At 33.8% G+C, this 26393-nt stretch carries 18 protein-coding genes; 8 read left to right on the forward strand and 10 right to left on the reverse strand.

Going from position 1 to position 26393, the window contains the following annotated elements; all coding sequences use genetic code 11:
• Positions 1-217: 217 nt before the first annotated feature.
• The 3 genes from VB796_RS03520 to VB796_RS03530 all read right to left on the reverse strand — a co-directional run bounded on the left by VB796_RS03520 (position 218) and on the right by VB796_RS03530 (position 1588).
• Complete coding sequence (locus VB796_RS03520; RefSeq protein WP_323345126.1) at positions 218-526, reverse strand: hypothetical protein; 309 nt, start codon at positions 524-526, stop codon at positions 218-220.
• 109 nt (positions 527-635) lie between these two features.
• Positions 636-887: a hypothetical protein gene (locus VB796_RS03525; protein WP_323345127.1), complete on the reverse strand. Its 252-nt coding sequence runs from the start codon at positions 885-887 to the stop codon at positions 636-638.
• A 197-nt stretch (positions 888-1084) separates the two neighbouring features.
• A complete protein-coding gene (locus tag VB796_RS03530; RefSeq protein ID WP_323345128.1) occupies positions 1085-1588 on the reverse strand; it encodes a hypothetical protein in 504 nt (167 codons plus the stop codon).
• A gap of 249 nt (positions 1589-1837) precedes the next feature.
• Here VB796_RS03530 and VB796_RS03535 point away from each other — a divergent pair, with 249 nt between their 5' ends.
• Positions 1838-2716 (forward strand): hypothetical protein, encoded by an 879-nt coding sequence (locus tag VB796_RS03535; RefSeq protein ID WP_323345129.1) that lies wholly within the window; start codon positions 1838-1840, stop codon positions 2714-2716.
• A 455-nt stretch (positions 2717-3171) separates the two neighbouring features.
• Here VB796_RS03535 and VB796_RS03540 read toward each other — a convergent pair whose 3' ends face one another.
• Positions 3172-4422 (reverse strand): GWxTD domain-containing protein, encoded by a 1251-nt coding sequence (locus VB796_RS03540; protein WP_323345130.1) that lies wholly within the window; start codon positions 4420-4422, stop codon positions 3172-3174.
• 164 nt (positions 4423-4586) lie between these two features.
• Between VB796_RS03540 and VB796_RS03545 the strand changes: the two genes are divergently transcribed.
• A complete protein-coding gene (locus VB796_RS03545; protein ID WP_323345131.1) occupies positions 4587-5357 on the forward strand; it encodes a class I SAM-dependent methyltransferase in 771 nt (256 codons plus the stop codon).
• Between the two features lie 198 nt (positions 5358-5555).
• Here VB796_RS03545 and VB796_RS03550 read toward each other — a convergent pair whose 3' ends face one another.
• Complete coding sequence (locus VB796_RS03550; protein WP_323345132.1) at positions 5556-6146, reverse strand: hypothetical protein; 591 nt, start codon at positions 6144-6146, stop codon at positions 5556-5558.
• A 473-nt stretch (positions 6147-6619) separates the two neighbouring features.
• Complete coding sequence (locus VB796_RS03555; RefSeq protein ID WP_323345133.1) at positions 6620-7900, reverse strand: ectonucleotide pyrophosphatase/phosphodiesterase; 1281 nt, start codon at positions 7898-7900, stop codon at positions 6620-6622.
• A 244-nt stretch (positions 7901-8144) separates the two neighbouring features.
• Here VB796_RS03555 and rlmB point away from each other — a divergent pair, with 244 nt between their 5' ends.
• Positions 8145-8954 carry a 23S rRNA (guanosine(2251)-2'-O)-methyltransferase RlmB gene (gene rlmB, locus VB796_RS03560; RefSeq protein WP_323345134.1) on the forward strand — a complete coding sequence of 270 codons (810 nt, stop codon included), beginning with the start codon at positions 8145-8147 and terminating at the stop codon, positions 8952-8954.
• A 188-nt stretch (positions 8955-9142) separates the two neighbouring features.
• On the forward strand, positions 9143-9820 hold the full coding sequence (locus VB796_RS03565) for a hypothetical protein (protein WP_323345135.1): 678 nt from the start codon (positions 9143-9145) through the stop codon (positions 9818-9820).
• Between the two features lie 1234 nt (positions 9821-11054).
• On the opposite strand, the gene pth is transcribed toward VB796_RS03565, so the two are convergent.
• A complete protein-coding gene (gene pth / locus VB796_RS03570; RefSeq protein WP_323345136.1) occupies positions 11055-11615 on the reverse strand; it encodes an aminoacyl-tRNA hydrolase in 561 nt (186 codons plus the stop codon).
• 281 nt (positions 11616-11896) lie between these two features.
• Between pth and VB796_RS03575 the strand changes: the two genes are divergently transcribed.
• From VB796_RS03575 to VB796_RS03585, 3 genes are all read left to right on the forward strand, one after another.
• Complete coding sequence (locus tag VB796_RS03575; RefSeq protein WP_323345137.1) at positions 11897-16123, forward strand: OmpA family protein; 4227 nt, start codon at positions 11897-11899, stop codon at positions 16121-16123.
• 37 nt (positions 16124-16160) lie between these two features.
• Complete coding sequence (locus VB796_RS03580) at positions 16161-16919, forward strand: NIPSNAP family protein (protein WP_323345138.1); 759 nt, start codon at positions 16161-16163, stop codon at positions 16917-16919.
• 117 nt (positions 16920-17036) lie between these two features.
• Positions 17037-17792, forward strand: a complete 756-nt coding sequence (locus VB796_RS03585) for an SDR family NAD(P)-dependent oxidoreductase (RefSeq protein WP_323345139.1) — start codon at positions 17037-17039, stop codon at positions 17790-17792.
• Positions 17793-18122: 330 nt separating this feature from the next.
• On the opposite strand, the gene VB796_RS03590 is transcribed toward VB796_RS03585, so the two are convergent.
• From VB796_RS03590 to VB796_RS03600, 3 genes are all read right to left on the reverse strand, one after another.
• The gene (locus VB796_RS03590) at positions 18123-20555 is read right to left on the reverse strand and encodes a TonB-dependent receptor (RefSeq protein WP_323345140.1); all 2433 of its coding nucleotides are present in this window, start codon (positions 20553-20555) and stop codon (positions 18123-18125) included.
• 221 nt (positions 20556-20776) lie between these two features.
• Positions 20777-22804, reverse strand: a complete 2028-nt coding sequence (gene metG / locus VB796_RS03595) for a methionine--tRNA ligase (protein WP_323345141.1) — start codon at positions 22802-22804, stop codon at positions 20777-20779.
• A 22-nt stretch (positions 22805-22826) separates the two neighbouring features.
• Positions 22827-23399: a DUF3109 family protein gene (locus VB796_RS03600; RefSeq protein WP_323345142.1), complete on the reverse strand. Its 573-nt coding sequence runs from the start codon at positions 23397-23399 to the stop codon at positions 22827-22829.
• 334 nt (positions 23400-23733) lie between these two features.
• Here VB796_RS03600 and VB796_RS03605 point away from each other — a divergent pair, with 334 nt between their 5' ends.
• Entirely contained in the window at positions 23734-26160 is a 2427-nt protein-coding gene (locus tag VB796_RS03605; protein ID WP_323345143.1) for a LysM peptidoglycan-binding domain-containing protein, read from the forward strand.
• The last annotated feature ends 233 nt before the right edge of the window (positions 26161-26393 follow it).

Raw genomic sequence — 26393 nt, forward strand, 5'->3', positions numbered from 1 at the left:
AATGGTAAAAGAGACATTTCGTAACAGACTAAAAAATATTGCACAAGTTTGGATTATCGTATGTGGTCTTGTAAACCTAAATCTTTGAATAATTATATATTATTTAGGAAAGTTATCTAATAGGCTTGTTTTTAAAATAGAATTCATTTAGGTTTTTATTTTTTGTTTAGTGTATTTTATATAAATCAAACAATTAGTGTAAAAGATGCTATCATTTTTATTCATGTACCAATGTTAATCTTCCTTCAGTCGATGGCATAGCTGAGAAAAGTTCTCTTTTTTGGATTTCAACCCAAATTTCCTGCTCCATTTTTTGTTTCTGAATTAAGCTTTCTTTTAACTCAAGAGCTGGGTTAAAAGCGTTCTCTTGTGTCTCAATAGATGATTTTAACGCTGCAATATCTCTACGTACCTGCTCCAAGCTATTCTGTAACATTTGGTTTTGTTGCTGGCTAATTGCTGACTGTTGGTTTGTGTCTAAAACAGAAAGTGCTGCCTGATTAAGTAATTCATTAAAAGTTGTCATAATTGTGTAATTGGTTTAAATTTTAGAATAATATATAATGTAGTAGGCGTAAAAGTCAATAAAGTTACTCTTGACAAATAGGTAACGGAAATATTTAGCAAAATCTTATTTAATTGCTAACGACATTTTTTGTACTATGCTCAGCTAATACTTGCATTGTCGATGAATCCTTTGATAATGTGCAAGTCGCTTTGTGAAACTCATTGAACATATTTAATCTGTATTCTGACACTTTGTGGTCTGGATTGGTCATCAATATCATTTGAACATCAGCAATCGTTATCATTAACTCTTGCCAATCTTCTAATGGATTAACGTTTTCTATTGTGATTACAATAGTATTATCTTTAAACTGAACCATAATATATTGAGGTTATACTGATTTACTTTTTATTCATTTATACTCACCTGAAACTCACCTTTCTGATTTCTTACCTCACCTATAAGTAACCAAATGTGAGCTTCTCAACTTCATAACTCACCTTTAGCTGACATACACTTGAGTTATTTTTTGCTAATTAAAATTCACAAAACACTGATTTTAAGAACATTATAAAATCAAGTACCTGTTTTCAAAGGCTCAAAAAATAATGTTTTCTTTCGTGATGCTTTACGACGTTGTTCTGCATTTTCTGCTTCTAAAAATCTGACCTGCTGGCTTAACGCTTGATTTTCTTGTTCATATTCACTCACCTTAACCTCAGCTTTTTCTAATTTTTGGTCAAGTAAATTCAACTTGTCTTTTAAATAACTCACTTCATTGAAAGATTGACTGAGTTGTAACTCAACTTGTCTAAGCATTTCAACGGACTCGGCTTCTAATATTTGTGCTTTGTTTTTTTCTACCAAAATTTCACAAAAACTATATAAACTATAACCCGAAACAAGCGATAAGTAAGTGACATTAATGTAAAACTCTATGTGAGGAAATGATTTCAAAATACCTAAAAACAACATAGTCATGATGATTGATGATACTGCATAAACCACATGATTATATTTAGCCGTGAATCTTGAATTTACTGTGACCATCAAAATACCCCATTCAATGCCAATAGCCATTGCCCATGAAGCAATTAATCGACTCTCTCCAGTTAACGCTTCGGGATATACTTTATTAAAGAGTTATTGGGTTTCAAATTCATAAAACCAAATTAAGATTTGTAACTCTAAATTGTTGCCAATATTTTTATGAGTAAATTGAAATATTGACTAAATCATTAGCCTTTTTGATATTTATTGAATTATTTCGTCTGTTCTAACGATATATTGCAGTTATATATTCGTTAGCTGGCATTTTCAACACTGACCGTGAAAAAACAACTTCGTAAACCAGAAAATTGGCAAGACTTTGAAGGACTCTGCAAAAAATTGTGGGGGGAAATTTGGTGTGTTCCAAATAAAATAAAAAAGAATGGAAGACTTGGACAGCTACAAAGTGGAGTTGATGTTTATGCAATACCTAAAGGGAAAGAAACCTATTGGGGAATACAATGCAAAGGCAAAGACGAATACACAAATGCAAAACTTACTTCTGACGAAATTGATAGAGAGGTTGCAAAAGCAAAAACATTTAATCCTAAATTAGGCGTTTTCATAATTGCAACGACTGCAAATAAAAATGTTTCAATTGAAGAGTATGTAAGGATAAAAGATATTGAAAGTAGGAAAAATGGCGGATTTGAAATCCTACTTTATTCTTGGGAAGACATTGTAGATTTAATTGAAGAGAATAGAGAAACATTTAATTTTTACGTTAATCAACAACAATATGCTGACAACTTTTCTTTTAACGTGTTTCTGACAGATTTTAAAACAGAAATTACAATTGAACCAACTTGTATTAGAAAAATCAGACAATATAAATTAAAAAAAGCTAAGACAGATATTTATCCTTTTGACAATGATCAATTCTTAAAGAAACTTTCTGCTTTGAATGATTGGAACAACTTCGGTAATTTTAATAATATCAATTATGCACTTTGTGACTTTGAAATTATTATGGTAAACGAAGGAAATAAAGTGATAGAAGATTGGAGACTAAAAATTGAATTTGAGAAAGAAAATTTTACAAAAATAACCGACACCGTTAGTAGTGGATCTTCAGGAATGGTTAAACGGACATACTGCGAAGACAATGAAATTAAGTACAGACCTTCAGACAACAAACCTTTAGTTCAAATTTTTTAAAGCTTGGATTGAGCCATTAGCAAAAGAATATGAACTAAAAATAGTTTGGACACTTATTGCCAGAGATTATAACAATCAAGGAGAACTAAAAATGATTGTAAAACCAAAATACGAAGATGAGTACATTGATATTGAAGTTGACAACGAAAGTGAATTGAAACCCAATGAGGTAATTGAAATAAAAGCAAAAAAGCATTATCCAAAAGAAAGTGATAATAATTCAAGAAAGTTTAACTATAGGAATAGACTGTAGACAAAGCTGCCACAATAAGACTACTTGCATCATGGCTTGCAGTCATGATGCAAGTAGTCTTGAACTTAACATTGTGCAGTCCGTTTAGCTAATTTCTCTTATGATTTGCCGTTCGACTTGAAGATTTTGGAAGAGAAGGTTTTATAATTTTCAATAAAAACTACAAAAAAACAGGAGGTAATCTTTCGACTACCTCCTGTTTTTATTTAATCACAACATCTCCATTTCGCCATTGTTCAACCGTTGGAAACCAAATGGATTGATATTCTGCATAACGTTGAAGTTCGTAATGGTCATCTACGAATTGATTGGAACGCTTCGTAAAAGTAAAATTCAATTCTGAATATTGTGTTGCCCGATTGTATGTCCAAATTTCCCGGTCTTTAGTTCTGCTGATTCTTACGGGGTCGCCCATGATGATAAAAACCATTCCTTTGTCAGTTTTCCAACCTTCTTTGTATGTTGTAAACAATCGATTGGCTTGCTCTACTCGCTGATAAAAGGCTTTTATGGTACGTTTAGCCGTTGATTGATTTCCTTGCATGATGTTCAACCAATAGTTATCGAGTGTTCGCTTTGGCTCTTTTGAATTATATAAATCTGCCGTTTCAGCGTTGGTACTCATATAAATTAATGGACGAACTAATTTTTCAGGACGGGTTAACTTAGGAAATCGCTTATCAGTAACAACCATGCCTATTCCATAGGCTTCTGTGGTATCTCTCGAAAAATAATAAAGAGCATCATGTGCTAAAACAATGGGCGTATTGGCACTCACAGTAAAGGCAGAATCTACATAAAGACTTTTAGTCGGAATTTTAGGCGTTGTTGACATTGGCGACAAAGCTGCTTCAAATTCATATTTGTAACGATACGCTTTAAAAGTCTGAGGGCGATTATCCAAACTTCTCAAAACAACGGTATCTTCTACTGACAGAAAGTTCTTAGGAAGTGGCTTCTTTCCTGCTTTATCAAAAAACATAAAATAGTCTCCTACTTTTCCCGACTGAAATCTCAACAAACAATCATTCGTTGTTTTGTTATTAGTTTTCAAATCTTTTATCTCGGTCAATAACAATCCTGTAAAATTGCCTTTAGGTTTTGGCACATCAAACCATACTGTAAAAAGCTCGTCATTCTCCGATACATTCTCTGTACTTATTACAACTGTACTCGAACTTAAAGATTGTTGCTTTGCCGTATAATCTGGATATAGATTATAACTTATCACATACTCCTTCAAAAAATCACTTATCGTCAGGTTTCTGTCAGCATTAATACTGATATAAACTCTTGATGATGAGCCATTATCTAAAAACCTACTTTTACTAATTAATCTTTGTAGCGTTACTCGGTTCTCAGCCAGATTATTAGTTTTTTTATTATTGGAATTGGTAGCGGTACAACCTACCAATAAGGCAATAGAGATACAGGTAAATAGTATTTTTTTCATAAATTAAGAATCAATTTTTACTTATAACGAATTCAATTTAGGAAGTATTTTTCTGATGTCAAGCAAAAGCGGTAAATTTGGCATAAAATTGTAAGATAAATTCATAATATATCTTTATGGGCAGAATCCTGTGAAGTAATTGAGCAAAATATACCCCAAGAATCATGTACAAAACCACCGAAATTGCCTCCTCTGAAATCATTTCTGACAATCCTGTTCATCAGCGTTTGTTATTTCCATATATTGAAGCTGCCAAAATGGTTTCGGGAAATTTACTCGAAATTGGCTGTGGAACGGGACGTGGAGTTGCAGTTTTAGCTCCTTCAGTTTCTAATTTTACGGGCGTTGATAAAAATGAGCCGTTAATGACTAAACTGACAGCAGAGTATCCGAATTTCAAATTTATTGATATGTTTTTGCCTCCACTGAAAGGTTTGGCAGATAATACCTTCGACTATATCGTTACTTTTCAAGTAATTGAACATATTGAAGACGACAACGAATTCATCAAAGAAGCTCACCGTGTGCTAAAACCTGGAGGAAAGTTGATTTTGACGACCGTAAACCGTAAATATTCATTATCAAGAAATCCTTGGCACGTGCGTGAATATTTGGCGAGTGAGTTGAAAAACTTAATTTTAAAGCATTTCGGAAGTATTGAAACGAAAGGTGTTCACGGAAACCCCAAAGTGATGGCATATTATGAAGAAAATAAGCGTTCTGTCGAGAAAATTACTCGTTTCGACATTTTCAATCTTCAATACCGCTTGCCAAGATGGATGTTACAAATTCCTTATGACATCGCTAACCGAATGAGCCGAAATATTATCCAAAAATCAGATAATCAATTGGTTACAGGTATTACACATGAAGATTATTTCTTGAATAACGACGCAGAAGAATGCTTTGACTTTTTCTATATCGCTACGAAGTAGAGATTAGAGATTAGAGATTAGAGATTAGAGATTAGAGATTAGAGATTAGAGATTAGAGATTAGAGATTAGAGATTAGAGGAAATGGCTTTCTTAGAATTTAAGTTCACTTTCCAGTATAAATTATTGACATTAAGCAAAAAAGGCTCAAAATTGAAATTCAATTTTGAGCCTTTTTATTTTTACAAACATCAAATGCTTTAACTTCTTGGCATCATTTTATAAGTAATATTTACTTTTTCAGTTCTTTCATCAACAATGCCTGCATAAAAACCCGCAAAAACGGCTGCTGTCTGAATGTCTATATCATTTAGATTACTGATGTCCCATTTTACTTTCTGAGCATCAATACTTAAATGTAAGACCAAACGGTTTTTCCCTTTTTCAAGAATATCCCAAGCTACTTCTTGACCATCTTCAAATTCCATTAACAACTTTGTGTTGTTTTCTTTCAAATCCCAAGTACCAATATGCTTCTTTCCGCTTTCATCTGTATAAACTACTTTTTCATCAGCAGAAATTTTAAAAGACTCTTTTGAGAAGTCGTGTAAATTAGCATCAATACCACGTTCATACAATACGTTTCTACGAGCGTCAGCTTGATAATTCACGACATTTACAATCCAATTTCTTGATAACATTTTCACTAATGTTTCGTCATCTACTTCTTGAACTGTTACTAATTGGCTTTTCTGGGGAGAAAGATTACTTTGTTGTTGCTTGACTTTACAAGCATAAACTACTGAGCCAAATACTAAAATGGCAACAGTTAATTTAACGATTTTTTTCATCTCCTTACTTTTTGTTTATGTAAATCTCTTTTGATTTACGTTAATAGATAATTATCCCGAGACTTCGACTGGAAGCCTTTTTAGAAGTAAATAATTATTTTCGAGTGGTTAGTAATATTAGGATTTTTTCGTGGAAATGTTTTCCTGTGATACGTCAGGAATGAGAAAAGAAACTTGACAAGCTACTGTATTTCAGTAGTTTAAGATTAGCAATATTTGTGCGACTTCAAAGAACGAATTGTACATTTCCACAAACAGTGTACAAAGATAGCACAAAAAAAATCAAAAAAACAAACCGCTTGATAAAAAAGCAAAATTGTACTTTAACTTGATTCATATAATTATGCTAATTAATCGGATTGTCCAATTTATTAAAATGAACACTTGAAATACTAAAAGGATTCATCCTAACGAAAAAAACCGCTTCTTCACAGAAACGGTTTTTTGTATCAAATTACTACAAATGAGTAAAATTATTTTTTCAAAATGGGAGCTAAAACTTTCAATTTTCCGTCAATTTCATGTTCATATTTTAATCCCAAAATTTCAGTTATCATTGGATAAACATTCACATTTTCAAAACCGCTAATTTTTTGTCCTTGATTAAAAGCTGGCCCCCAAGCGAAGAAAGTTGCGTGCATATCCTCTATGGCTGGGTCAAATCCGTGTTTCCCAAGTGTGGTTGATTTACCTGTTATTCCAAAAACTTTTGGCAAATGTGGTACTAAAAGTATATCTCCAATTCTATTAAATTTATCGTCTTTGGTTCTATAATGCCAACGCTTCGGAATACGTTTTGCCAAATAAACATCAAAATCTTTGGCTTCTTTTTTCAATGCCTTATAAGTTGGTTTAATATCATTTTTATCTTTTGCATAAAGGTGCAAAAGTGCATCTCCACGAGGAATTGTAAATTTTGCAGGGTCAATTGACTTTGGTAAAGGCATGGTATGCTCATTATCAACTTTAGTCATTCCATGGTCAGAAACAAAGACAAAATTGACTGGCAAATGCAATGAATCTACCGTTGTCACTAATTTCGCAATGCTATTATCAACAAAATGTACTGCTTCTTCAACTTGTGTTGCATCTGGACCAAAAGTATGGGCTTCGTGGTCAACTTCTGGAAAGTAAAACGTAATAAGGTGTGGACGTTTTTCTTCTGGCAATTGTAACCAATTTTTTACAGTTTTGATACGAGTATCAATATCTATTTTTTCGTTATAATTGTAATAATAGGTTGGCAAAGTCCCCTGAATATTACTTTCGGAAGCCACCCAATAAAAACTGGCACTTAACATTTTTTGCTGTTCAGCCAAAACCCATAATGGCGTACCTCCATACCAAGAACCATCAGCAACGGCTTTTTTATTGCCCATACCATAACCTTCATTTCTTTGTGGGTCATAAAAAGAGTTATCCACCAAACCATGATGAGCAGGATACATTCCTGTTACAATAGAATAATGATTAGGAAAAGTTAAGGAAGGATACGAAGATTGCATAAATGTCGCTGATATACCTTCATCACTCAATTTAAGAAGATTTTGGGCTTGATATTTCTTGGCAAAATCAGCTCGAAAACCGTCCGCAGAAATCAAAATAACATAAGGTTTGTGTGTTTGTTCTGGACTATTTGTTCGGTTAGGAATTACTTGTTGGGTTAAATCTTGAGAAAAAGATGTGAAAGAACTCAAGCAAAGTAAGACAGAAATAAATCGTTTAATCATGATTTCATTTAAAATAGCTGACATTTCAGCTAAAGAATTTTAGTTTGGATGAATATATTAAACCCACAATTTAGCCCATAACAATACAAAAACAAAAGACATTTATAAGTATCGACCTCATTTAATGTCTTCAAAAGGCAAAAACACCCTATTTTTTGGAAGAATTTAAAAACGAAAAACATAAACATAGAAAAGACAGCGAAAACTTTACGAACTTTGTAACAATTATTCACGTGTGAGGCAGACTCATAGATTTACGATTCCTGATATGACAACAGAAAATAAACCAGAAGGATACAAAAAACCAGAAGGGTATAAAAAGCCATTTAATAATTATTTTAGCCAACCCAAACCAGACAATAAGGATATTGTATTTGGTGTTCAGTCGGTTTTGGAAACCCTTCGTGCTGGAAAAGAAATAGATAAAATACTCGTACAGAGAGAATTAGGTAGTCTTGAAGTATTAGAATTTGCTCGAATGAGAGGAATTCCTGTACAGAAAGTTCCTTCTGAGAAATTAGACAGAATTACCCGCAAAAATCACCAAGGCGTAATCGCTTTCGTTTCAGCAATTAATTATGCCAAACTTGAAAACGTTATTGCTGATGTTTATGAGAAAGGTGAAGTCCCTCTCCTACTCGTTCTCGACCGCATTACAGACGTGCGTAATTTTGGGGCAATCGCTCGTACTGCTGAATGTACTGGTGTTCATGCCATTGTTATTCCAAGCAAAGGAGGAGCTCAAATTAATGCAGATGCCATGAAAACATCATCGGGAGCATTAAACTTTTTACCAGTTTGTCGTGAAGACAATTTATTTTTGACGGTAAAATATCTTCAAAACTCAGGTATTCAAGTAGTTGCTTGTTCGGAGAAATTATCTAAAAATATTTATGACATTGATTTCACCGTTCCAACTGCCATCATTATGGGATCAGAGGAAGACGGTATTTCGGAAGAATTATTACGTTCAGTTGATGAATTAGCCACTATTCCAATGGCAGGGCGTGTTGGTTCACTTAACGTTTCGGTAGCGACAGGCGTAATTCTTTACGAAGTAGTAAGAAAAAGACTTTAGTTCTCAGGGTTTAGTACTCCGATTCAAAATTTTAAAACTCCAATCAGCATTTCTCTGATTGGAGTTTTTTTTGCGTTTTATCCGTGTAATCAATATTGACAACCGTTCACTAATTCATCACTTGTCATGGATTTTATTTCCATAAACTTCCTATATATTTGATACATCAAATCATTCTTAAAATAACTATGAAAAAACTACTTACTGTATTCACCATTATTTCTGTATTTGCCAGTACAGTTTATTCTCAGACTTGTGGTTATTTATTGTTAACCAATAATGCTGAAGTAGAAATGTCGATGTTTGACAAAAAGGGAAATCCCTCAGGAAAGGCTGTCTATAAAGTAATTTCAAGTAATGGAACAGAAGCTAAAGTGCTATCAAAGGTCTTTAACGAAAAAGGAAAAGAATTGAGTGGCGGAGAAGGTACTTATAAATGTGACGGCAAGAACTTTTCTGTAGATATGAAAGCACTTCTTCCAGGAGAACAAGCCAAATCCATGAACATGAAGGATATGGAAGTAAAAAGCAATAATGCTTCTATTTATTATCCTACCAATGTAAGTGTGGGTGCAAGCCTGCCCGACAATGAATTTACTGCCGAAACTTATGCAGGTGGCATGAAAATAATGAGCATGACTTTGAGAGTTACTGACCGTAAAGTAGAAGGAAAAGAAAGTATCACCACAACAGCGGGGACTTTTGAATGTTATAAAATCACGAGTAACCAAAATATAAAAGCCATTTTCAACATGAGTATTCAAGTGACAGAATGGTTTTCTCCTAATATTGGAGTAATTAAAACAGAATCATATCGTAAAGGCGATTTATTTTCTTCAACCTTAATTACTAAAATCTCGAAATGATGATAAAAATTGTTACCATAAATTAATATTCCCGAAAGCCTGATACTCATAGACTCAGGCTTTTTTTTGACCTCTAAACATAAAAAAAAAGCATCGCTATAAGCAATGCCTTTTCCTGTCTTACCTCTAAACCTATTTAACTATGAAAAATTTCTAAATCAAAAACTAATCCAATACTCCATCATCCAATACCTCTTACCTTGATTGATTAGCTTGAAAAAAGTGGCGTTTCCAAGGGAAACGCCCTTTCCCGTCTTACCTCTAAACCTATTTAACTATGAAAAATAACTGCACTAATCTTCTTAATAACTAATCAAATACTCCATCTATCAAAACCTCGACCTTGAAATGATTAGTTTGAAAAAAAGTGGCGTTTCCAAGGGAAACGCCCTTTCCCGTCTTACCTCTAAACCTATTTAACTATGAAAATCTTTATGTCTTTTCCCGTATTACCTCTAAAGCTATCGGGCGACGCTTCGCTTAACTATGAAAATCTTTATGTCTTTTCCCGTATTACCTCTAAAACTATCGGGCGACGCTTCGCTTAACTATGAAAATCTTTATGTCTTTTCCCGTATTACCTCTAAAACTATCGGGCGACGCTTCGCTTAACTATGAAAATCTTTATGTCTTTTCCCGTATTACCTCTAAAACTATCGGGCGACGCTTCGCTTAAAATCATTTTTTTTATACTTATTTCAATGCTTTTAAACCTTGAAATGTATCATCTTTATTGTATTATTTTGAATAAAAGTGGTTAGGTATTTAGTCAAAATAATCACAAAATTAAACTTTCAAATCTTAATTTTTCTTGACAAAAATCAAGAAAAAACTTTCAAATTCACTTATTTAATTTATAATGTGATAACACTAATTAAATAAAAAAAAGTTCAATTATTTAAGTGTTAATCTTTTATATACTTGTAACGTAATGTTAATTTAAAAGTCACACAATTTAGAAATTATTTTTAAAACTATTCTTAGTTTTGTCTAAGTGTTCTTACGACTTATTTAACGATGCAAAGTTCTGCAATATTTTTCATTCTTGCAAATTTTTCTTGCAAATGTCTGATTTTACTAAGTTATAAATACCTAAAAACCAAGACAAAACATATAGTTTAGCCCATTTATAGGTATTTATAACCAAATAATATTTTGAAAAAAATGGCAAACAATTACAAAAATTTTGTTTTACTTTTTTTTAAAATATTTTCAAAATATTAAAATAGTACAATTACTGATTAAAAGCGTTCATGGTCTTATCTAAGCCTTGTAAACAGAAGCTTAAAATCATTTCTGAGGCACGGTCGAGATACTCAGGAAGTTGTTCAATTTGTTGCCCTTCAAAGTTCCCTAAGACATATTCCACTTGTCTTCCTTTACCAAAATCATCTCCTACTCCAAAACGCAATCTGGGATATTCTGGAGTGCCTAAAATTTCCTGAATATTTCTCAAACCATTATGTCCTCCATGCGAGCCTTTGGGCTTCATTCTAAGTTTTCCATAAGGCAAAGCAATATCATCGGTAATAATAAGGACGTTATCTTTCTCAATTTTCAGTTCTTTCATCCAATAATTAACAGCCTTTCCACTCAAATTCATAAAGGTGGTAGGTTTTATTAGATGTATTTGTTTGCCTTTATGTTTTATTTCGGTATGATATGCGAGACGCTCCATCGAAAATTTCGTCTCAAAACTGCCACTTAGTCTATCAAGTACCATAAAACCAACATTGTGACGAGTGAGAAGATATTCTGGTCCGATATTTCCCAGACCTACGATTAGATACTTCATGTGGATTCGATTTTAATTTATTGAAAATTTATTAATTCTAAATGTATGAGCAAAGTAAAGTAAGAATAAACCGATAAGGTTTGACAAATAAAAATCTCATTATCAATTTATTACTCGTACTTATATGATTTAATTATTAAAATTATGAAAGCATTTTATCAATTATGAGAGTAACTAAATGATTTTCAGCACAATCCTTTAATTTACTATCAAAACAATTGCTTGATATTTTACGTGAATGAATCACTAAAAATGAGTAATTTTGTTTTTTTAATTAACCCATGAGAAACCGTACCACTAACATAAATATTCTTGCTTCATCAATACTGATTCTGTGCTTGGGAATTCAAAATGTTTTTTCTCAAAATGAGAAAGCAATGCCCGCCCCCATTAATACCGCCAAATTTACAGAATACGCTCCATCGGTTAGTGCTGATGGAAGAACCATTATTTTTGAATCTGACCGTCAAGGAGACTGGAAACTTTTTGAATCAAGACGAAATGGCAAAGTTTGGTCTGTTCCAACTGCAATCCCCAAAATTACAACTACTTTTTTTGAAAAAGCACCTTTGGGAGGTCCCTGCCTTAGTTATGATGGCAATTTATTATTTTTTTCTGCCAATGGGAAAGATTCAGATGGTCACGAAGATATTTATTATTCTGTTAGAGAAAAGAATGGTTGGTCATCACCCATGAATTTGGGAACGCCCGTCAATACTGTCGATTATGAAGGCTATCCATCATTATCTGCCGATGGAAAATATTTATACTTTGCCCGAGCCAAATATATTTTTGGGGAGAAAAAAGATGCCCAACAAAGATGTTATAGAATAATGCGGGCTGAGCGTGGAGCAGATGGCAAATGGCAAACGGCGGTAGAATTACCAAGTCCTGTCAATTTAATATGTGAAAAAGCTCCTCGAATTATGCCTGATGGCAAAACTTTAATGTTTTCGTCTATCAGAAAAGATGGACAAGGCAATTTTGATATTTATAAGTGTGAACTTCAAGAAAATGGCACTTGGACAGAAGCCGTAGCCTTAGAATTTTTAAATACTTCTGGTGCAGACCAATTTATTGCCGTTCCAGCCTGCGGAGATGTTATGTATTATGTGCATGATGGCGATATTTATAATGCAGAAATTCCGATGAAAGCCGTTGCCACTATTCAAGGATATGTGACAGATTCGAGTTCTAATAAAGCTTTGGTGGCTAAAATAATGGTTTCAGAATTTAGCAATCCTAATAAAATAATGGCAGAATTTACCTCAAATGGCTTAGATGGGCGTTATTCGGCAGTTTTAAGTCAAAATGGAAAATATGTCTTCGAAATCAGTGAATCAGGCTTTTACAGAAAGAAAATTGTCGTTGATTTGTCGGAACAAAATGACTGTGAAACCTTCGAGCAAGATGTTAGATTAATCCCTTTGGGTGGCAAGTCTCAAACGAATGATATATATAAATTGAGTTTTTTAGCCATTGACGCTCAAACTAATCTTTCTATTCCTGCCAGTTTTGAAGCCAAAGAAATCAATACTGGGCAGTCGATTGCTCTTCAATATAACCCACAAACTTTACAAAATCAAGGAACGTTTAGACTCAAAGAAGACTATTCAATTGAAGCTTCAATGAAAGGCTATAAAAGCTCAAGTCTTTCGTTGAGAGTAGATGACAGAGCAGAATTACTGCCTGTGAGTATCATCAAATTAGACCCAATTTCTACCAACTTTGTTGTACAAGCTTTTGATGGCAGTACCAATGATTTATTGAAAGACACTAAAGTTACCATTACCGAAATTGCGACCAATCAAACAGCCATAGTAAAAGCAAATCCTGAAACAGGTGAATGTGGCACAAATTTATTGACAGGAAAGCAATATAAAATTGTGGTATCGTCGGAGTTTTGTGAAGAAAATGAGCAAACAATAACCAAAACGGACCAAACAAATCGGATTTCTGTTAAGTTAATTCCAAAGAAAATTTCAACGGTCAATTTTACGGCTTTAAATGGAGAAACTGGAGAGCCAATCAGTGGTGACTTTACGGTAACTTCCGAAAAAACTGGAAAGATATTTAAAGCAAGTAATGTAAAACCTAAAGAAACTTTTAGCGTAAAATTAGCCCAAAATGACAACTTAAAATTGGAGGTTGTTTCAGATGGTTTTGCAACGGCACGTAAACTTATAGAAATCAGCGACTTAGTTTTGGGAGACCGCCGTGACTATGAAGTAAAATTAGTTGTTGACCGTTATCCACTAACCATCAAAGTAATTGATGCTGAAACTCAAAAAGCCATTAAAGAAGCAACTGTAAAAATTGCTGACTTGAAAACTTCTGAAATAAAACAAGCTACCAAAAATAAGACGAATGATTTTTCAGCAAATCTAAAGCGTTCGGGTTTCTATGAAATCATTATTAAAGCTGAAGATTATGTGGAAGTAAAAGAAAAAATTGATAAAATGCCAGATGGCGGAGCAATCAATTTTATGCTTTTGAAAAAAAGACGTTTGCCTGTCAATTTTGTGGTAGTAGATGGCACAACGAACAAACCAGTAAAGGCAACACTTAATGTAAAGTTAGAAAAGGAACAAAAATCTTTCTCTTTCAAAGATGAATCTGAAAGTATTGTGAAAGTGGCTGAACGTGAAATATTTACTGTTGAGACTTCTGCTGAAGGTTATAAACCAAAGCAAAGCACCTTCAACATGGCTGATTTTAGTTTAGATAAAAAATATTCATTTGATATTCGTTTGGAAAAAGCAATGTTTGTTTTAGACATTAAACCAATCAATAAAGCCAATAGTGAAATGGTAAAAGTGGGAAATTTTACCATCACGGATTTAACCACGAAAAACAATAAAGTTGACATCGTAAAATTACCAAGTGGCAATGCAACGGTAAGTTTAATTCCTGAAAACAAATATCGTTTAGAGATTATCGCTGAAGGATTTGAAAAATATGAACAGGAATTATCAAAAATCACTCAAAATGAATTGATTTGTCAATTGAGTCCAAAACCACAAGAATCAGCCTTAGTATTTTCAGCAATTGATTCTACCAGTGGGCGTATTTTAGAAGCAACATTTAAAGCGACTCCTTCAAAAAGTTCTATTTTAGTACAAGGCAAAACAACCGAAAACAACCCAGAATACAAGTTGCCATTAGTAGAAGAGGATGAATTTCGTTTAGAAACTTTTGTGAAAGGTTATTATTTAAAAACAGAAAAAGTTAAATATAATACTTTAGGGAAACCACAAAAACACGTGGTAACAATGTCTCGAAACTTTTCAGTTTTAAGTTTAAAAGCTTACGATGCCAATACAAATCAGCCTATTAGAGAAGTATTTTATAGCTTAATTGATGCTATGAATAATAAACCAGTAGCTGCGATGATTACCTTACCAAACGGTGAGTGTAGTGCAGACCTTAAACCTGGAAGAGAATATTTAATTAAGGCAAAATTGGCAGGTTATGACGATTATGAAAGTCGTTTTACTGCAAGTATTGATGATGTAAATAAGGCAATTAAAATGCGTACTCTAAGAAAATACAACCTCTTTTTGTTTGCTATTGATGCTTTGAAAAAGACCAAAGTTTCTGCCAATTTTACGCTCCATGACCCAAGTGGGGAAGTTATCGCTACTGGAAAAACGGATGCCCTACGTGAACAAATAGCAGTAATTTTAACGGAAAAAACAAATTATACCATCGAAATCATGGCTACTGGTTATAAGCCCTATGAGGGCAAAATCATGCCAGATAGTACCATGAAAGGTGAAAAAGCTCAAATTGCTACTTGGTTAACCAAAGATGAAAGTAAATTTACTTTTCGTGTTTTAGATTCTCAAACACTTAAAGTTATTGAAAAATGTGCTGTTAAATTGACTGATGTTAAATCAAATCAGGAGTTAATTTTAACCAAGAAAGGAGATGAATATTCGGCTGAATTAAGCCCTGTGGCAAGTTATATTTTAGAGATTGAGGCTTCGGGATTCACAAAAGCTATTAACCGAATTGACCCCAATTCTGACCGCAAAAAGGACATCCAGCTTATTCGTACTAAAGAGCCTGTCGTGGCAAAACAACCTTCATTATCTGCCTCAACAGTGAATCCTAAAGAGAAATTACCTACTTCAAACACAAAAAGTTTTGATAAAATTGAAACAGGAAAAGCAATTACACTAAACAATGTGTACTTTGAACAAAGTAGTTTTATCATGAAAAAAGAGTCATATCCTGAATTAGATAAAGTTGTTGCCATTCTTAGAAGTAATCCTAAAACAAGAATTGAAATTGGTGGTCATACCGATAATGTTGGCGACCAGCGGTTAAATTTAGCCTTGTCTGAGAATAGAGCAAAAGTGATTCTGAACTACATCGTCAGTAAAGGAATTGACGAAGAACGCCTGCTTTACAAAGGTTATGGAGGGACAAAACCTGTTGCACCAAACGATACCGAAGATAATAAAAAGAAAAATCGTAGAGTGGAAATTGTTGGAATTCAGTAAATATCGTTGCATAACAAACAATCAAAATATATTTAATATGAAAAAGCAATTATTCCTTTTCCTCTTTTTAGTTATTACCTGTTTTAGTATTCAGGCTCAATCAGATGCGAATAATCGTTTGTATGAACTACGAACGTATTATGCTTCAGAAGGAAAAATGCAAGACCTGATGAATCGTTTTCAACAACATACGTTGAAGTTTTTTTATACTTACAATATGCGTTTAGAAGGCTTTTGGTTGCCTTTGGGAGAAAATAAAGAGAACAAATTAGTATATCTTCTATCCTACCCTTCACGTGAGGCAAGAGATAAATCATGGAAAGAGTTTATGAAAGATAAAGATTGGGTTGCTGTAATGAAAAACTCTGCAATCAACGGTGAAATTGTTGCCAAAGTAGAGAGCATTTTTCTAAAAACAACTGATTTCTCACCCAATGATATGAAATCTGTCGGTGATAGAGTTTTTGAATTAAGAACTTATAAAACAAAACCAAATCTTTTACCCAACCTTTTAGAGCGTTTTAGAAACCATACCCTAAAAATCTTTGAAAAATTTGGTATGACTAATATCATTTATTGGACTCCTACCGATAAAGAGCAAGGTTCAGAGGATTTATTGGTTTATTTCCTAACTCATAAGAGCAAAGAATCTGGTTTGGCATCGTTTAAAGCTTTTGGTGAGAGTCCAGAATGGCAAGCTGTTAAAAAGGCTTCAGAAGAGAAAGCTGGTACTGGATTAACGATTTCGGTAAAGTCTGAATATTTTGCTCCTGCCGATTTCTCTCCGTTGAAATAGGTTTTAGGAAAGTGCTTTTCTAAAACCTAAGTTCATTAAGCTTGTCTTTAAACATTATTTTATATAGAACGTTTACAAGTAACTGTTCATTCAGATTACAAAAATATCAATAAAATTATGTCAAAACTTGCCCTTATTACGGGAGCTTCTTCTGGAATTGGAAAAGCTACTGCTGAAGCTTTTGCTAATTTAGGAATTAACCTTATCCTTTGCGGAAGACGTTTAGACCGTCTTTACGAAATTCAAGAAGCCCTCTCTGAAAAAGTAAAAGTAAATATTTTAACATTCGATGTTCGGAAACGAGAAGAAGTCGAAAAAGCATTACATACATTACCTGAAGAATTGCAAGCTATTGATATTTTGGTAAACAATGCAGGAAATGCTCATGGCCTAAATCCAATTCAAGATGGTAATCCTGATGATTGGGATGCCATGATAGATGGAAATGTGAAAGGACTTCTTTACGTTTCAAAAACCATAATGCCGTGGATGATTGCTCGACAAAAAGGACATATTGTCAATATTAGTTCAATTGCAGGAAAAGTAACTTATCCAAATGGTAATGTTTATTGTGCATCAAAAGCGGCGGTAGAGGCAATTTCAGAAGGAATGCGTTTAGACTTAAACCCTCATGGAATTAAGGTAACCAATGTAGCTCCTGGAGCTGTTGAAACCGAATTCTCATTAGTTCGTTTTAAAGGTGACGACAAAAGAGCAGAAGCCGTTTATAAGGGGTTCATTCCATTAACACCTCAGGATGTAGCTGAAAGTATTACATTTGCCGTAACTCGTCCAGCACACGTTGTTGTTGCAGATATGACGTTATTTCCTGTTGCACAAGCATCAGCGACAGTCCTTCGTAGAGATTCTTAGACTGTTTTTACAAAATTGATGTGGTGTCTGAATTATCAATTTATCTGTATGTACATCAATTTTCATTTTTCATCACTCAAAAAGGCTTATTCGTCAAATAATAGAGTAAAAATCCTTACTCTTAACAGTAAGTTAATGCTGAAAAAGTATATATTTGTATCAATTTTCATAGTTAAATAGGTTTAGAGGTTAAACAGATAAGGGCGGGGGTTTCTCCTGTCCTTATTTTATTTTTAGTTATTTATGCAAAAAAACAAAAAAAGTTGCAGCAATAACGTCTCCATTATTACTGCAATTTTTTAAAATCTGTATTATCTATTTATTAATATTTTACCATTTAAACGCTACTGTCAAAGAAGCCATTCTTGGGGCAATTGGATTCACTGAATTATCATCGTGAACATTATAGCTCATCTCATTTAATAAGTTAGAAACTTTACCACGAACTGAGAATTTAGAGAAATTATATCCTGCACTTAAATCAATCTGTGTATAAGCATTCACTGGTATTAATTTATATACATCGTTTGCAACTGTCAATCGAGTAGAACGTCCTGCCACTCTTTCTCCAAAATACATGGCTGTTAAACCAAGATTCAAGCCTTTCAATTTTGTACCTGAGAAAGTATAATAAACACTTGCATTAGCTGTATGATTTGGATTATATCTCAATAAACTATTGATGATATAGATATTACTTTTTGTATAGCGAGTTTCATTGTAGCTATATCCTGCCATTAATGAAAAACCTAAAAATGGCTTACTTTTCAAATCAACCTCAATTCCTTTACTTGTTACTTCGCCTGCTAATTCTCTAATATTAGTGTTTGTATTTCCATTAGCTAAACTGGTTTGAGCTAAGTTACTATTCACAATTTGGTAAGCAGTAATGTTTGCAGAAAGTAAACCATTCAATAATTCGTTTTTCATACCAACTTCATACTGATTGATAAATGATGGTGGCAAAGCATTTCCAGATACGTCAACGCCTGTATTCAATGTGAATGAGTTTGAATAACTACTGAATACTGACATTTTTTTGGTAGGCTGATAAACTAAGCCAAAACGTGGTGTAAATGCTCCATCAAAATACTTTGTAGATACTGTTTTGTTAGTTGATAATGTCAATACATTACTACCTGTTTCTTGATAACTGTATCTTACACCTGCCAAAAACTTAAATTTATCACTTAAACTAACTAAGTCTTGAACATAAGCTCCGAATCTATAAACTGGAGCAGTAGTAACGGTGCTGGCTGCCAAAGTAGGAATATCCGTACGAGCTACATACAAATTAGGTTGATAAATATTGATAGAGTCATATTTTACTAAGTTGGTATAAGCTGACGTTTTGGTATCATAGCTATCAAAATCTGTTCCTACTAATACGTTATGATTGATATTTCCAGTTTTAAATTGTCCTGTTAAATCAACTTGACCCATCAAATATTTTTCTTCAACTTGTGAACGTTGAATATTTCTTACCCATTTCCCAGAAGTGGCAATCGTTGTTGGACGAACATTGGCTAATAATTCACTGGCGTAATCTCTATAAGCACCCGTTGCAGTTACTTTCCAAGCATTATTTAATTGATGAGAGATAGTTATGTTAGCAGATTTCTGTTTAATGTCATAATATGACCATTTCGTTCCAATAAAACGTTCACGAGGAAGGTCAGTAATGGTATAATTGATAGCTCCAATTCCAAAATCTGCCGTTCTACGGTCTTTCATATAATCACCTTCTAAGGTAATTTCTGTTTTATCGCTCAATTTGAATAATAATGAAGGGTTTACATAAACTCTTTCAGAATTGACATCTTCTCTGAAACTATTTCCTTTTTCGTAAGTTCCATTGATACGATAAGCCACTTTTTTACTTCCTAATACTGAACCATACACATCAACTGATGGTTTATAAAAATCATAAGAACCTACTCTCATAGAAACAGAACCACCTGATTCAAATTTTGGCTTTTTAGTAACCAAGTTTAAAATACCTCCTGCTGCTACGTTTCCGAATAAAATAGCAGAACTTCCTTTCATAATTTCTACTTTCTCTATTGATGACATCTCAGGCATTGTACCATTAAAATATCTTGCACCATTTTTAAAAGTATTAGAACTACTAAACGAGAATCCACGACCAGCGATTTCTTCTTGATAACCACCTGTATTACCCATAATATAAATACCGTTGGCATTCATTAAGGCATCGCTCAAACGTAAAACTTGTTGACGTTCCAAAACAGTACGGTCAATTGTTGCTACGGCTTGAGGCAAATCCATTGGTTTAATAGCCACTTTACCAATATTAACAGTTTTTTCATTGGCTGACTGTACACCAGAAACGGTCACTTCTGAAAGTTCATTGGTAGATTCAAGCAATTGGAAATCCGCAGTGATTACATTATCTCCTACAATTTCAATAGATTTCTCTTGAGTCTTCATTCCTACAAACTTAATAACCAAGATATAATTACCCGATTTTAAGTTCTTTATTTGGTATTCGCCATCTTCATTTGAAGTAGCACCAAATTTTGTATCTTTAAGGCTCACGTTTACAAATTGTAAACCTTCTCCATCTTTTGATGTAATTTTCCCTTTAACTGTTCCACCTTGCTTGTTATCATCATTGATGGCAATAACAGCTTTCGATGGTTCTTCTTGAACAGTTGTTAAATTCTGAGCATTTGATATATTATTAAAACCAACTACCATCATCAACGACAGCAAACAGACATTTTTGTCAAACTTCTTCATTCTATATTTATTTGGATTATTTCTAAATAATACACAAAACTATACCCTATTTAGAATCTATACAAATAAATACGATGATTTATTTAGAATGGATTTAAACAAATATCAAATAATGATACTTTTTATCGAAAAAAGTCAAATTTAAACCTATACATCAAAAAAAATCCCCAACAAACGATGTGTCTATTGGGGATTTCATTCAAAATATTGTATAAATATTTTTAAGCAACAATGGCACCATTCCAAACTTGTTTATCAGGTTGAATAAAGCTTAACGAACCATCTTTGTCTTCTGCCATTAAAACCATTCCTTCCGATACCATTCCCATCATTGGACGTGGAGCAAGGTTTGCTAAAAAGGTAACTTGCTTACCAACAATATTTTCTGCTTGAAAATGCTCGCCAATACCGCTCAAAATGGTTCTTTCTTTCAAGCCATCATTAATCGTCAATTTCAGTAATTTCTTACTTTTCGCTACTTTTTCGGCAGCCACAATTGTTCCAATACGAATATCCATTTTAGAGAAATCGTCATACTGAATTTCTTCTTTAATGGCTGTAACTTCTTTTCCTGCTAAAAGATTTTGGCGTTTGGCATCTTCTAATTTTTGAACTTGTGCAGCTACTACGCTATTGTCAATTTGGGTAAATAAATGTCCCAAATTCTTGATTGGCTGACCTTCGGCTAATAATTTACCATTACCAGCATTTGACCAATTCACGTTTGAAAGCCCAAACATTTCTTTCAATTTCTGAGCAGTAAATGGCATAAATGGCTCACAAAGAATAGCTAAATTTGCCGAAATTTGTAAAGCTATATTCAAAATTGTACCTTTTCTGAGTGGGTCGGCAACTTTCCAAGGTTCAGTTTCTGCCAAATATTTATTCCCCAAACGTGCCACTTCCATCATCAAAGTAAGAGCTTCACGGAATTTATAATGCTCAATTGCCTCCGCAATTTGTTGAGGATATGCGGCTAATTCATTGAGTACATTAGTGTCAATTTCTTCCAAAGCACCCAAAACAGGCACTTTACTTTCAAAACCTTTTTCGGTAAGAACAACCGCACGATTAACGAAATTTCCGAAAATATTTACTAATTCTGAATTGTTACGAGTCTGGAAATCAGCCCAAGTAAAATCCGAATCTTTCGTTTCTGGAGCAGAAGCTGCCAGAACGTAACGCAAAATATCTTGTTTCCCTTCAAACTCACGGAGATATTCATGCAACCAAACCGCCCAATTTCGTGAAGTTGAAATTTTATCGCCTTCCAAATTCATAAATTCATTGGCAGGAACGTTGTCCGCAACGATAAATCTACCATCTGCCATACACATCGCAGGGAAAATCAAACAGTGAAAAACGATGTTATCTTTTCCGATGAAATTAACCAAACGAGATTCTGGATCTTTCCAATACAATTCCCATTGGTCGGTCAATTCTTTGGTCATTGAGATATACCCAATCGGTGCGTCAAACCAAACATACATTACTTTTCCTTCGGTATCGGGCAGTGGCACTTTAATGCCCCAATCCAAATCACGAGTCATAGCACGAGGTTTCAAGCCATCATTTAACCAAGATTTTACTTGTCCTAATACATTTGGCTTCCATTCTGGATGACTTTCAATGTATTTTTCGAGCATTGGTTGCATAGCGTCCAAAGGCAAATACCAGTTTTTGGTAGCCTTCATAATCGGTGGTTCGCCACTCAAAGCAGAACGTGGATTGATTAGTTCAGTTGGTGAAAGGGTTGAACCACAACGTTCACACTGGTCACCGTAAGCACTTTCGTTTCCGCATTTCGGACAAGTACCAATGATATAACGGTCAGCCAAGAAAGTCTTTGCTTTTTCGTCATAATATTGTTCAGTAGTTTCTTCAGAAAATTGACCTTTCTCGTAAATTCTCTTGAAAATATCTTGCGACATTTCGTGGTGAACTTGATTAGAAGTTCTTGAGTAAATATCAAATGAAATCCCAAATTCTTCAAATGAATCTTTGATAATTCCGTAATATTTATCGACTACTTCTTGAGGAGTTACACCTTCTTTTTTAGCTTTAATGGTAATTGGCACACCATGTTCGTCAGTTCCAGAAATGAATTTAACGTCTTGACCAGTGGCACGCAAATAACGCACGTATATGTCGGCAGGAAGATAACAACCCGCAATGTGTCCGATATGAATAGGCCCGTTGGCATAAATTAAAGCTGCCGTTACGGTGGTTCTTTTGAATGATTTTGTCATAATTTAATATTTGTTTGAGGTTTTACTCCTCCTCTCTATCTTTAATTTCTTGTAATAATTCTTGATACCAAGCTTCTCCATATTTTCTAATAAGTGGCTCTTTTAGAAATTTATAAACTTCTACGCCCAAATTTTCTCCATGTGTACAAGCGTCTGAACAGATATGCCAGCGGTCATAATTTAGGGCTTCGTAATGTTCATATTTTGTAATTCTGATAGGATAAAGATGGCACGAAATTGGTTTTTTCCATGATATTTTCCCGTCAAGATAAGCTTGTTCGATACCACATTTCAAGATATTTCTTTCGTCATAAATGGCATAGGCACATTCACGTCCTTCAATCACGGGTGTTGAATAGTCTCCTTCCCAATCTTTTACGTAAACTCCTTCTTTTTCAATGGCTTGTATGCCAATTTCTGAGAGATACGGCTTTACAGTTTCATAAATTTGCTCCATGATGGGCAATTCATCATCATTGAGAGGAGCTCCTAAATCACCTTCAACACAACAAGCACCTTTACATTTGAGGAGGTCACAAACGAAAAATTTTTCAGCTATATCATCACTAATGACGGTATTTTCTATCAGTATCATTTTAAAATGTTTATGTAGTAAGCAATAAATTAAAGTCTTTTTGAGTCTATATATTACTTCACTAATTTCATTATCTCAAGCTTATCACCTGACTATTGCAATAAATAATCTCACAAAATTACGCTAAATCTGGTACTTTTAAACGACTTGGCATTTTTATTGACTAAGTTTTAAAAGTTACGGTTCGGGCAAAGTTTTTACGAATGAATATTTTGCTTTTTTTTATTTATTTTTGTATTAACCTATCTAATAAACCGCCAATGATTTAGATAAAGATGCTATTTTATTTTTATTGAAAATAGAATAACTATCACCCATAAAATATTCCTTATTTATGAAAAAGCGTCTTTCGCTGTTAATATTGGCTTTTCTTCCTTGTGTCTGGACAATGGCACAAGACCTTCCACGCAGCCTTTTTGTGGGTTCTGTCAATGTGAAGATTGAGTCAGATGCAAAAGCTATCATTGAACGAGAAATCGATAATCTAAATACTAATCAAAAATATTTAAGTTCATTAGTCGCAAAAATGAACTTATACTTTCCCATTATTGAAAAAATATTGGCAGAAGAAGGCGTTCCCGACGAATTCAAATATTTATGTGTTCAAGAAAGTGCTTTTAATCCAGAAGCCATTTCTACCTCAAATGCTATTGGTTATTGGCAATTTAAGCGTGAAACCGCTCAAGAAGTGGGTATGCGAGTTGATGGTGTTATAGACGAACGTAAACACATTGCAGCAGCTACCAAAGGTGCGGCGGTGTATCTTTCAAGAAATAATTTAATTCTGAAAAACTGGGTTTCTACGTTACTTTCTTATCGTTTAGGACTTGGAGCTGTACGTAGAATGAGTGCTATTGACTGGGCTTATAAAAATGAAGTCTCCGTCAATGCTTCTACTGATTGGTATGTACTTCGTTTTTTGGCACATCGTCATTTCTTGGAAAAACAGTATAAACAATCTAAAAATCAGGTTTCAAGCAATTATATTTTTGAATATACCAATAGTAGAGGGAAAAATTTGACGGATATTGCTCAAGAATTGGATGTACCCTTGTCGGATGTTATCGTCAATAATACTTGGTTAAAATCAACAACCGTTCCAGACGATAAAGATTATATTGTTTATCTTCCAGTAAATAGTCAGCAATTTTTAGATTTAAAGATAAAAAATGACCAGCAAAAATTCTCTGAAGACCAAGTTGCCGTTAATAAAGATTTAGGCTTTCCTGTATTGGTTAAATTAACGAATTCACCTGTAAAAGATGAACCTATTTTTTACGAAATAAATGGCAAAAAAGGTATTTTAGCTCGTCAGGGAGATACGCCAGAAAGTCTTGCCGAACGTGCAGGAATTAACTTAAAACGTTTCTTGAAATTCAATGACCTTGATGATAATGATAGAATTATTCCGAATGAAGTATATTATTTGAAAAGAAAAGACCGTCGTGCAGTGGTGGCGTATCATACCGTAGAAGGTTATGAAACGCTGTGGAAAATATCTCAAATGTATGGTGTGCAATTGGAGGATTTAATGGCAAAAAACCGTATTACCCAAATTCAAAGACTACAAAAAGGGCGTTTATTATGGTTAATAGAGACTCGTCCAGAAGGGCAAAGTGTTGAGTACGTACAAACACCAGAGGAAAAATCAGTTACCATTATTAATGAAAAACCAGTCGTTAGTGAACCCAAAAAACAACCAACTACACAACCTGTAACTAAAAAGCCTACTGTTTCGCAAAATAATCAGTCAGACGTTACTATTATAGAAACAAAAAATGAACCCAACATTTCTGTTGTGGCTACTCCTTCAAAACCTGTTAACCCAACAACAGTTACCCCCAAACCAATTGATAATACAAATACACAGGTAAACAATACTACTGTGACCACCAAACCGTCGTCTCCAAGTATTTCTACGCCTCCTCCTGTAGTTTATAATCCAACATCAACGGTTGGAAAATCTAATAAAATTATCAAAAGCCATATCGTTGAGCCAAAACAAACCTTCTTTAGTATTTCCAGGCTTTACAATATGTCGGTAGATGAATTGTATAGTTTAAATGATATGTATTCTGGTAGTGCCTTGAGAATTGGGCAAGCTATAAAAGTATTTCAGCCAAGTTCTACTCCCATTACAGGAGCAACCAGAACTGAAACTAAAACAACTACTACTTATACCTATCCTACTGACAATAAACCGATTGCTACAACAGAAAATACAACAACGACTATTGTGCGTGAAGTGGTAACTTCTCCTGCTGAAAACATTGAAGTAGCGTCAAACCATCCAAGTCCAACAGTGGCAACTCCGCCAGTAAATAATATCCCAACAACCGTTAATTCGCCAGTTCCTACTGCGGTTAATAAACCATTTGCTCCTGCAACCAACACAAAACCAAATTATAAAATTATCCATACCATTCAGGCAGGAGAAACGATTTATCGTGTTTCAAAAATTTATGGCGTGAGTGTAGAAAGTATCAAAAATTGGAATACATTATCTGATAATACCGTAGAAATTGGACAAGAATTAAAGATTTTGGGTGGCAATGTAAAACCCAATTATACTGGAGAATTAACTTCCACAACGGCTGATACGAATCAGAATAATAATTATAAATACCATATTTTAAAGGCAGGAGAAACCGTTTTTAGAGTTTCTCAGATATATGGTGTTACGGTTGATGAAGTTGTGAAATGGAACAATATCAAGAATTTTTCAGTAAGTGTAGGTCAGAAAATTGTGATTAAGAAATAAGTGCTGTTCAGCTATAATTTGTACGGCATCTAATTTTCAAATTCTAAGTAATAAGACAAAATAAAACACGATTGTAAACGGAATCTACTATTTGTCGCAAGACAAAATTAGACCACAGATAAAACAGATTAATCCCCATAACTCCGTTATGAGGATTTTAATTTTTCTGTATAAATCTGTTCAATCAGTACAATCAGTACAATTAGTAGTCTAATTTTATTCTTCGTCAAAGG

Source organism: Arcicella sp. LKC2W (assembly GCF_034931005.1).
Lineage (GTDB): Bacteria > Bacteroidota > Bacteroidia > Cytophagales > Spirosomataceae > Arcicella.

What these genes read in the sequence shown, in the direction of transcription:
- VB796_RS03520 (WP_323345126.1), bottom strand. Translation starts at nt 526, where the DNA reads ATGACAACTTTTAATGAATTACTTAATCAGGCAGCACTTTCTGTTTTA.
- VB796_RS03525 (WP_323345127.1), bottom strand. Translation starts at nt 887, where the DNA reads ATGGTTCAGTTTAAAGATAATACTATTGTAATCACAATAGAAAACGTT.
- VB796_RS03530 (WP_323345128.1), bottom strand. Translation starts at nt 1,588, where the DNA reads ATGGCTATTGGCATTGAATGGGGTATTTTGATGGTCACAGTAAATTCA.
- VB796_RS03540 (WP_323345130.1), bottom strand. Translation starts at nt 4,422, where the DNA reads ATGAAAAAAATACTATTTACCTGTATCTCTATTGCCTTATTGGTAGGT.
- VB796_RS03545 (WP_323345131.1), top strand. Translation starts at nt 4,587, where the DNA reads ATGTACAAAACCACCGAAATTGCCTCCTCTGAAATCATTTCTGACAAT.
- VB796_RS03550 (WP_323345132.1), bottom strand. Translation starts at nt 6,146, where the DNA reads ATGAAAAAAATCGTTAAATTAACTGTTGCCATTTTAGTATTTGGCTCA.
- VB796_RS03555 (WP_323345133.1), bottom strand. Translation starts at nt 7,900, where the DNA reads ATGTCAGCTATTTTAAATGAAATCATGATTAAACGATTTATTTCTGTC.
- rlmB (WP_323345134.1), top strand. Translation starts at nt 8,145, where the DNA reads ATGACAACAGAAAATAAACCAGAAGGATACAAAAAACCAGAAGGGTAT.
- VB796_RS03565 (WP_323345135.1), top strand. Translation starts at nt 9,143, where the DNA reads ATGAAAAAACTACTTACTGTATTCACCATTATTTCTGTATTTGCCAGT.
- pth (WP_323345136.1), bottom strand. Translation starts at nt 11,615, where the DNA reads ATGAAGTATCTAATCGTAGGTCTGGGAAATATCGGACCAGAATATCTT.
- VB796_RS03575 (WP_323345137.1), top strand. Translation starts at nt 11,897, where the DNA reads ATGAGAAACCGTACCACTAACATAAATATTCTTGCTTCATCAATACTG.
- VB796_RS03580 (WP_323345138.1), top strand. Translation starts at nt 16,161, where the DNA reads ATGAAAAAGCAATTATTCCTTTTCCTCTTTTTAGTTATTACCTGTTTT.
- VB796_RS03585 (WP_323345139.1), top strand. Translation starts at nt 17,037, where the DNA reads ATGTCAAAACTTGCCCTTATTACGGGAGCTTCTTCTGGAATTGGAAAA.
- VB796_RS03590 (WP_323345140.1), bottom strand. Translation starts at nt 20,555, where the DNA reads ATGAAGAAGTTTGACAAAAATGTCTGTTTGCTGTCGTTGATGATGGTA.
- metG (WP_323345141.1), bottom strand. Translation starts at nt 22,804, where the DNA reads ATGACAAAATCATTCAAAAGAACCACCGTAACGGCAGCTTTAATTTAT.
- VB796_RS03600 (WP_323345142.1), bottom strand. Translation starts at nt 23,399, where the DNA reads ATGATACTGATAGAAAATACCGTCATTAGTGATGATATAGCTGAAAAA.
- VB796_RS03605 (WP_323345143.1), top strand. Translation starts at nt 23,734, where the DNA reads ATGAAAAAGCGTCTTTCGCTGTTAATATTGGCTTTTCTTCCTTGTGTC.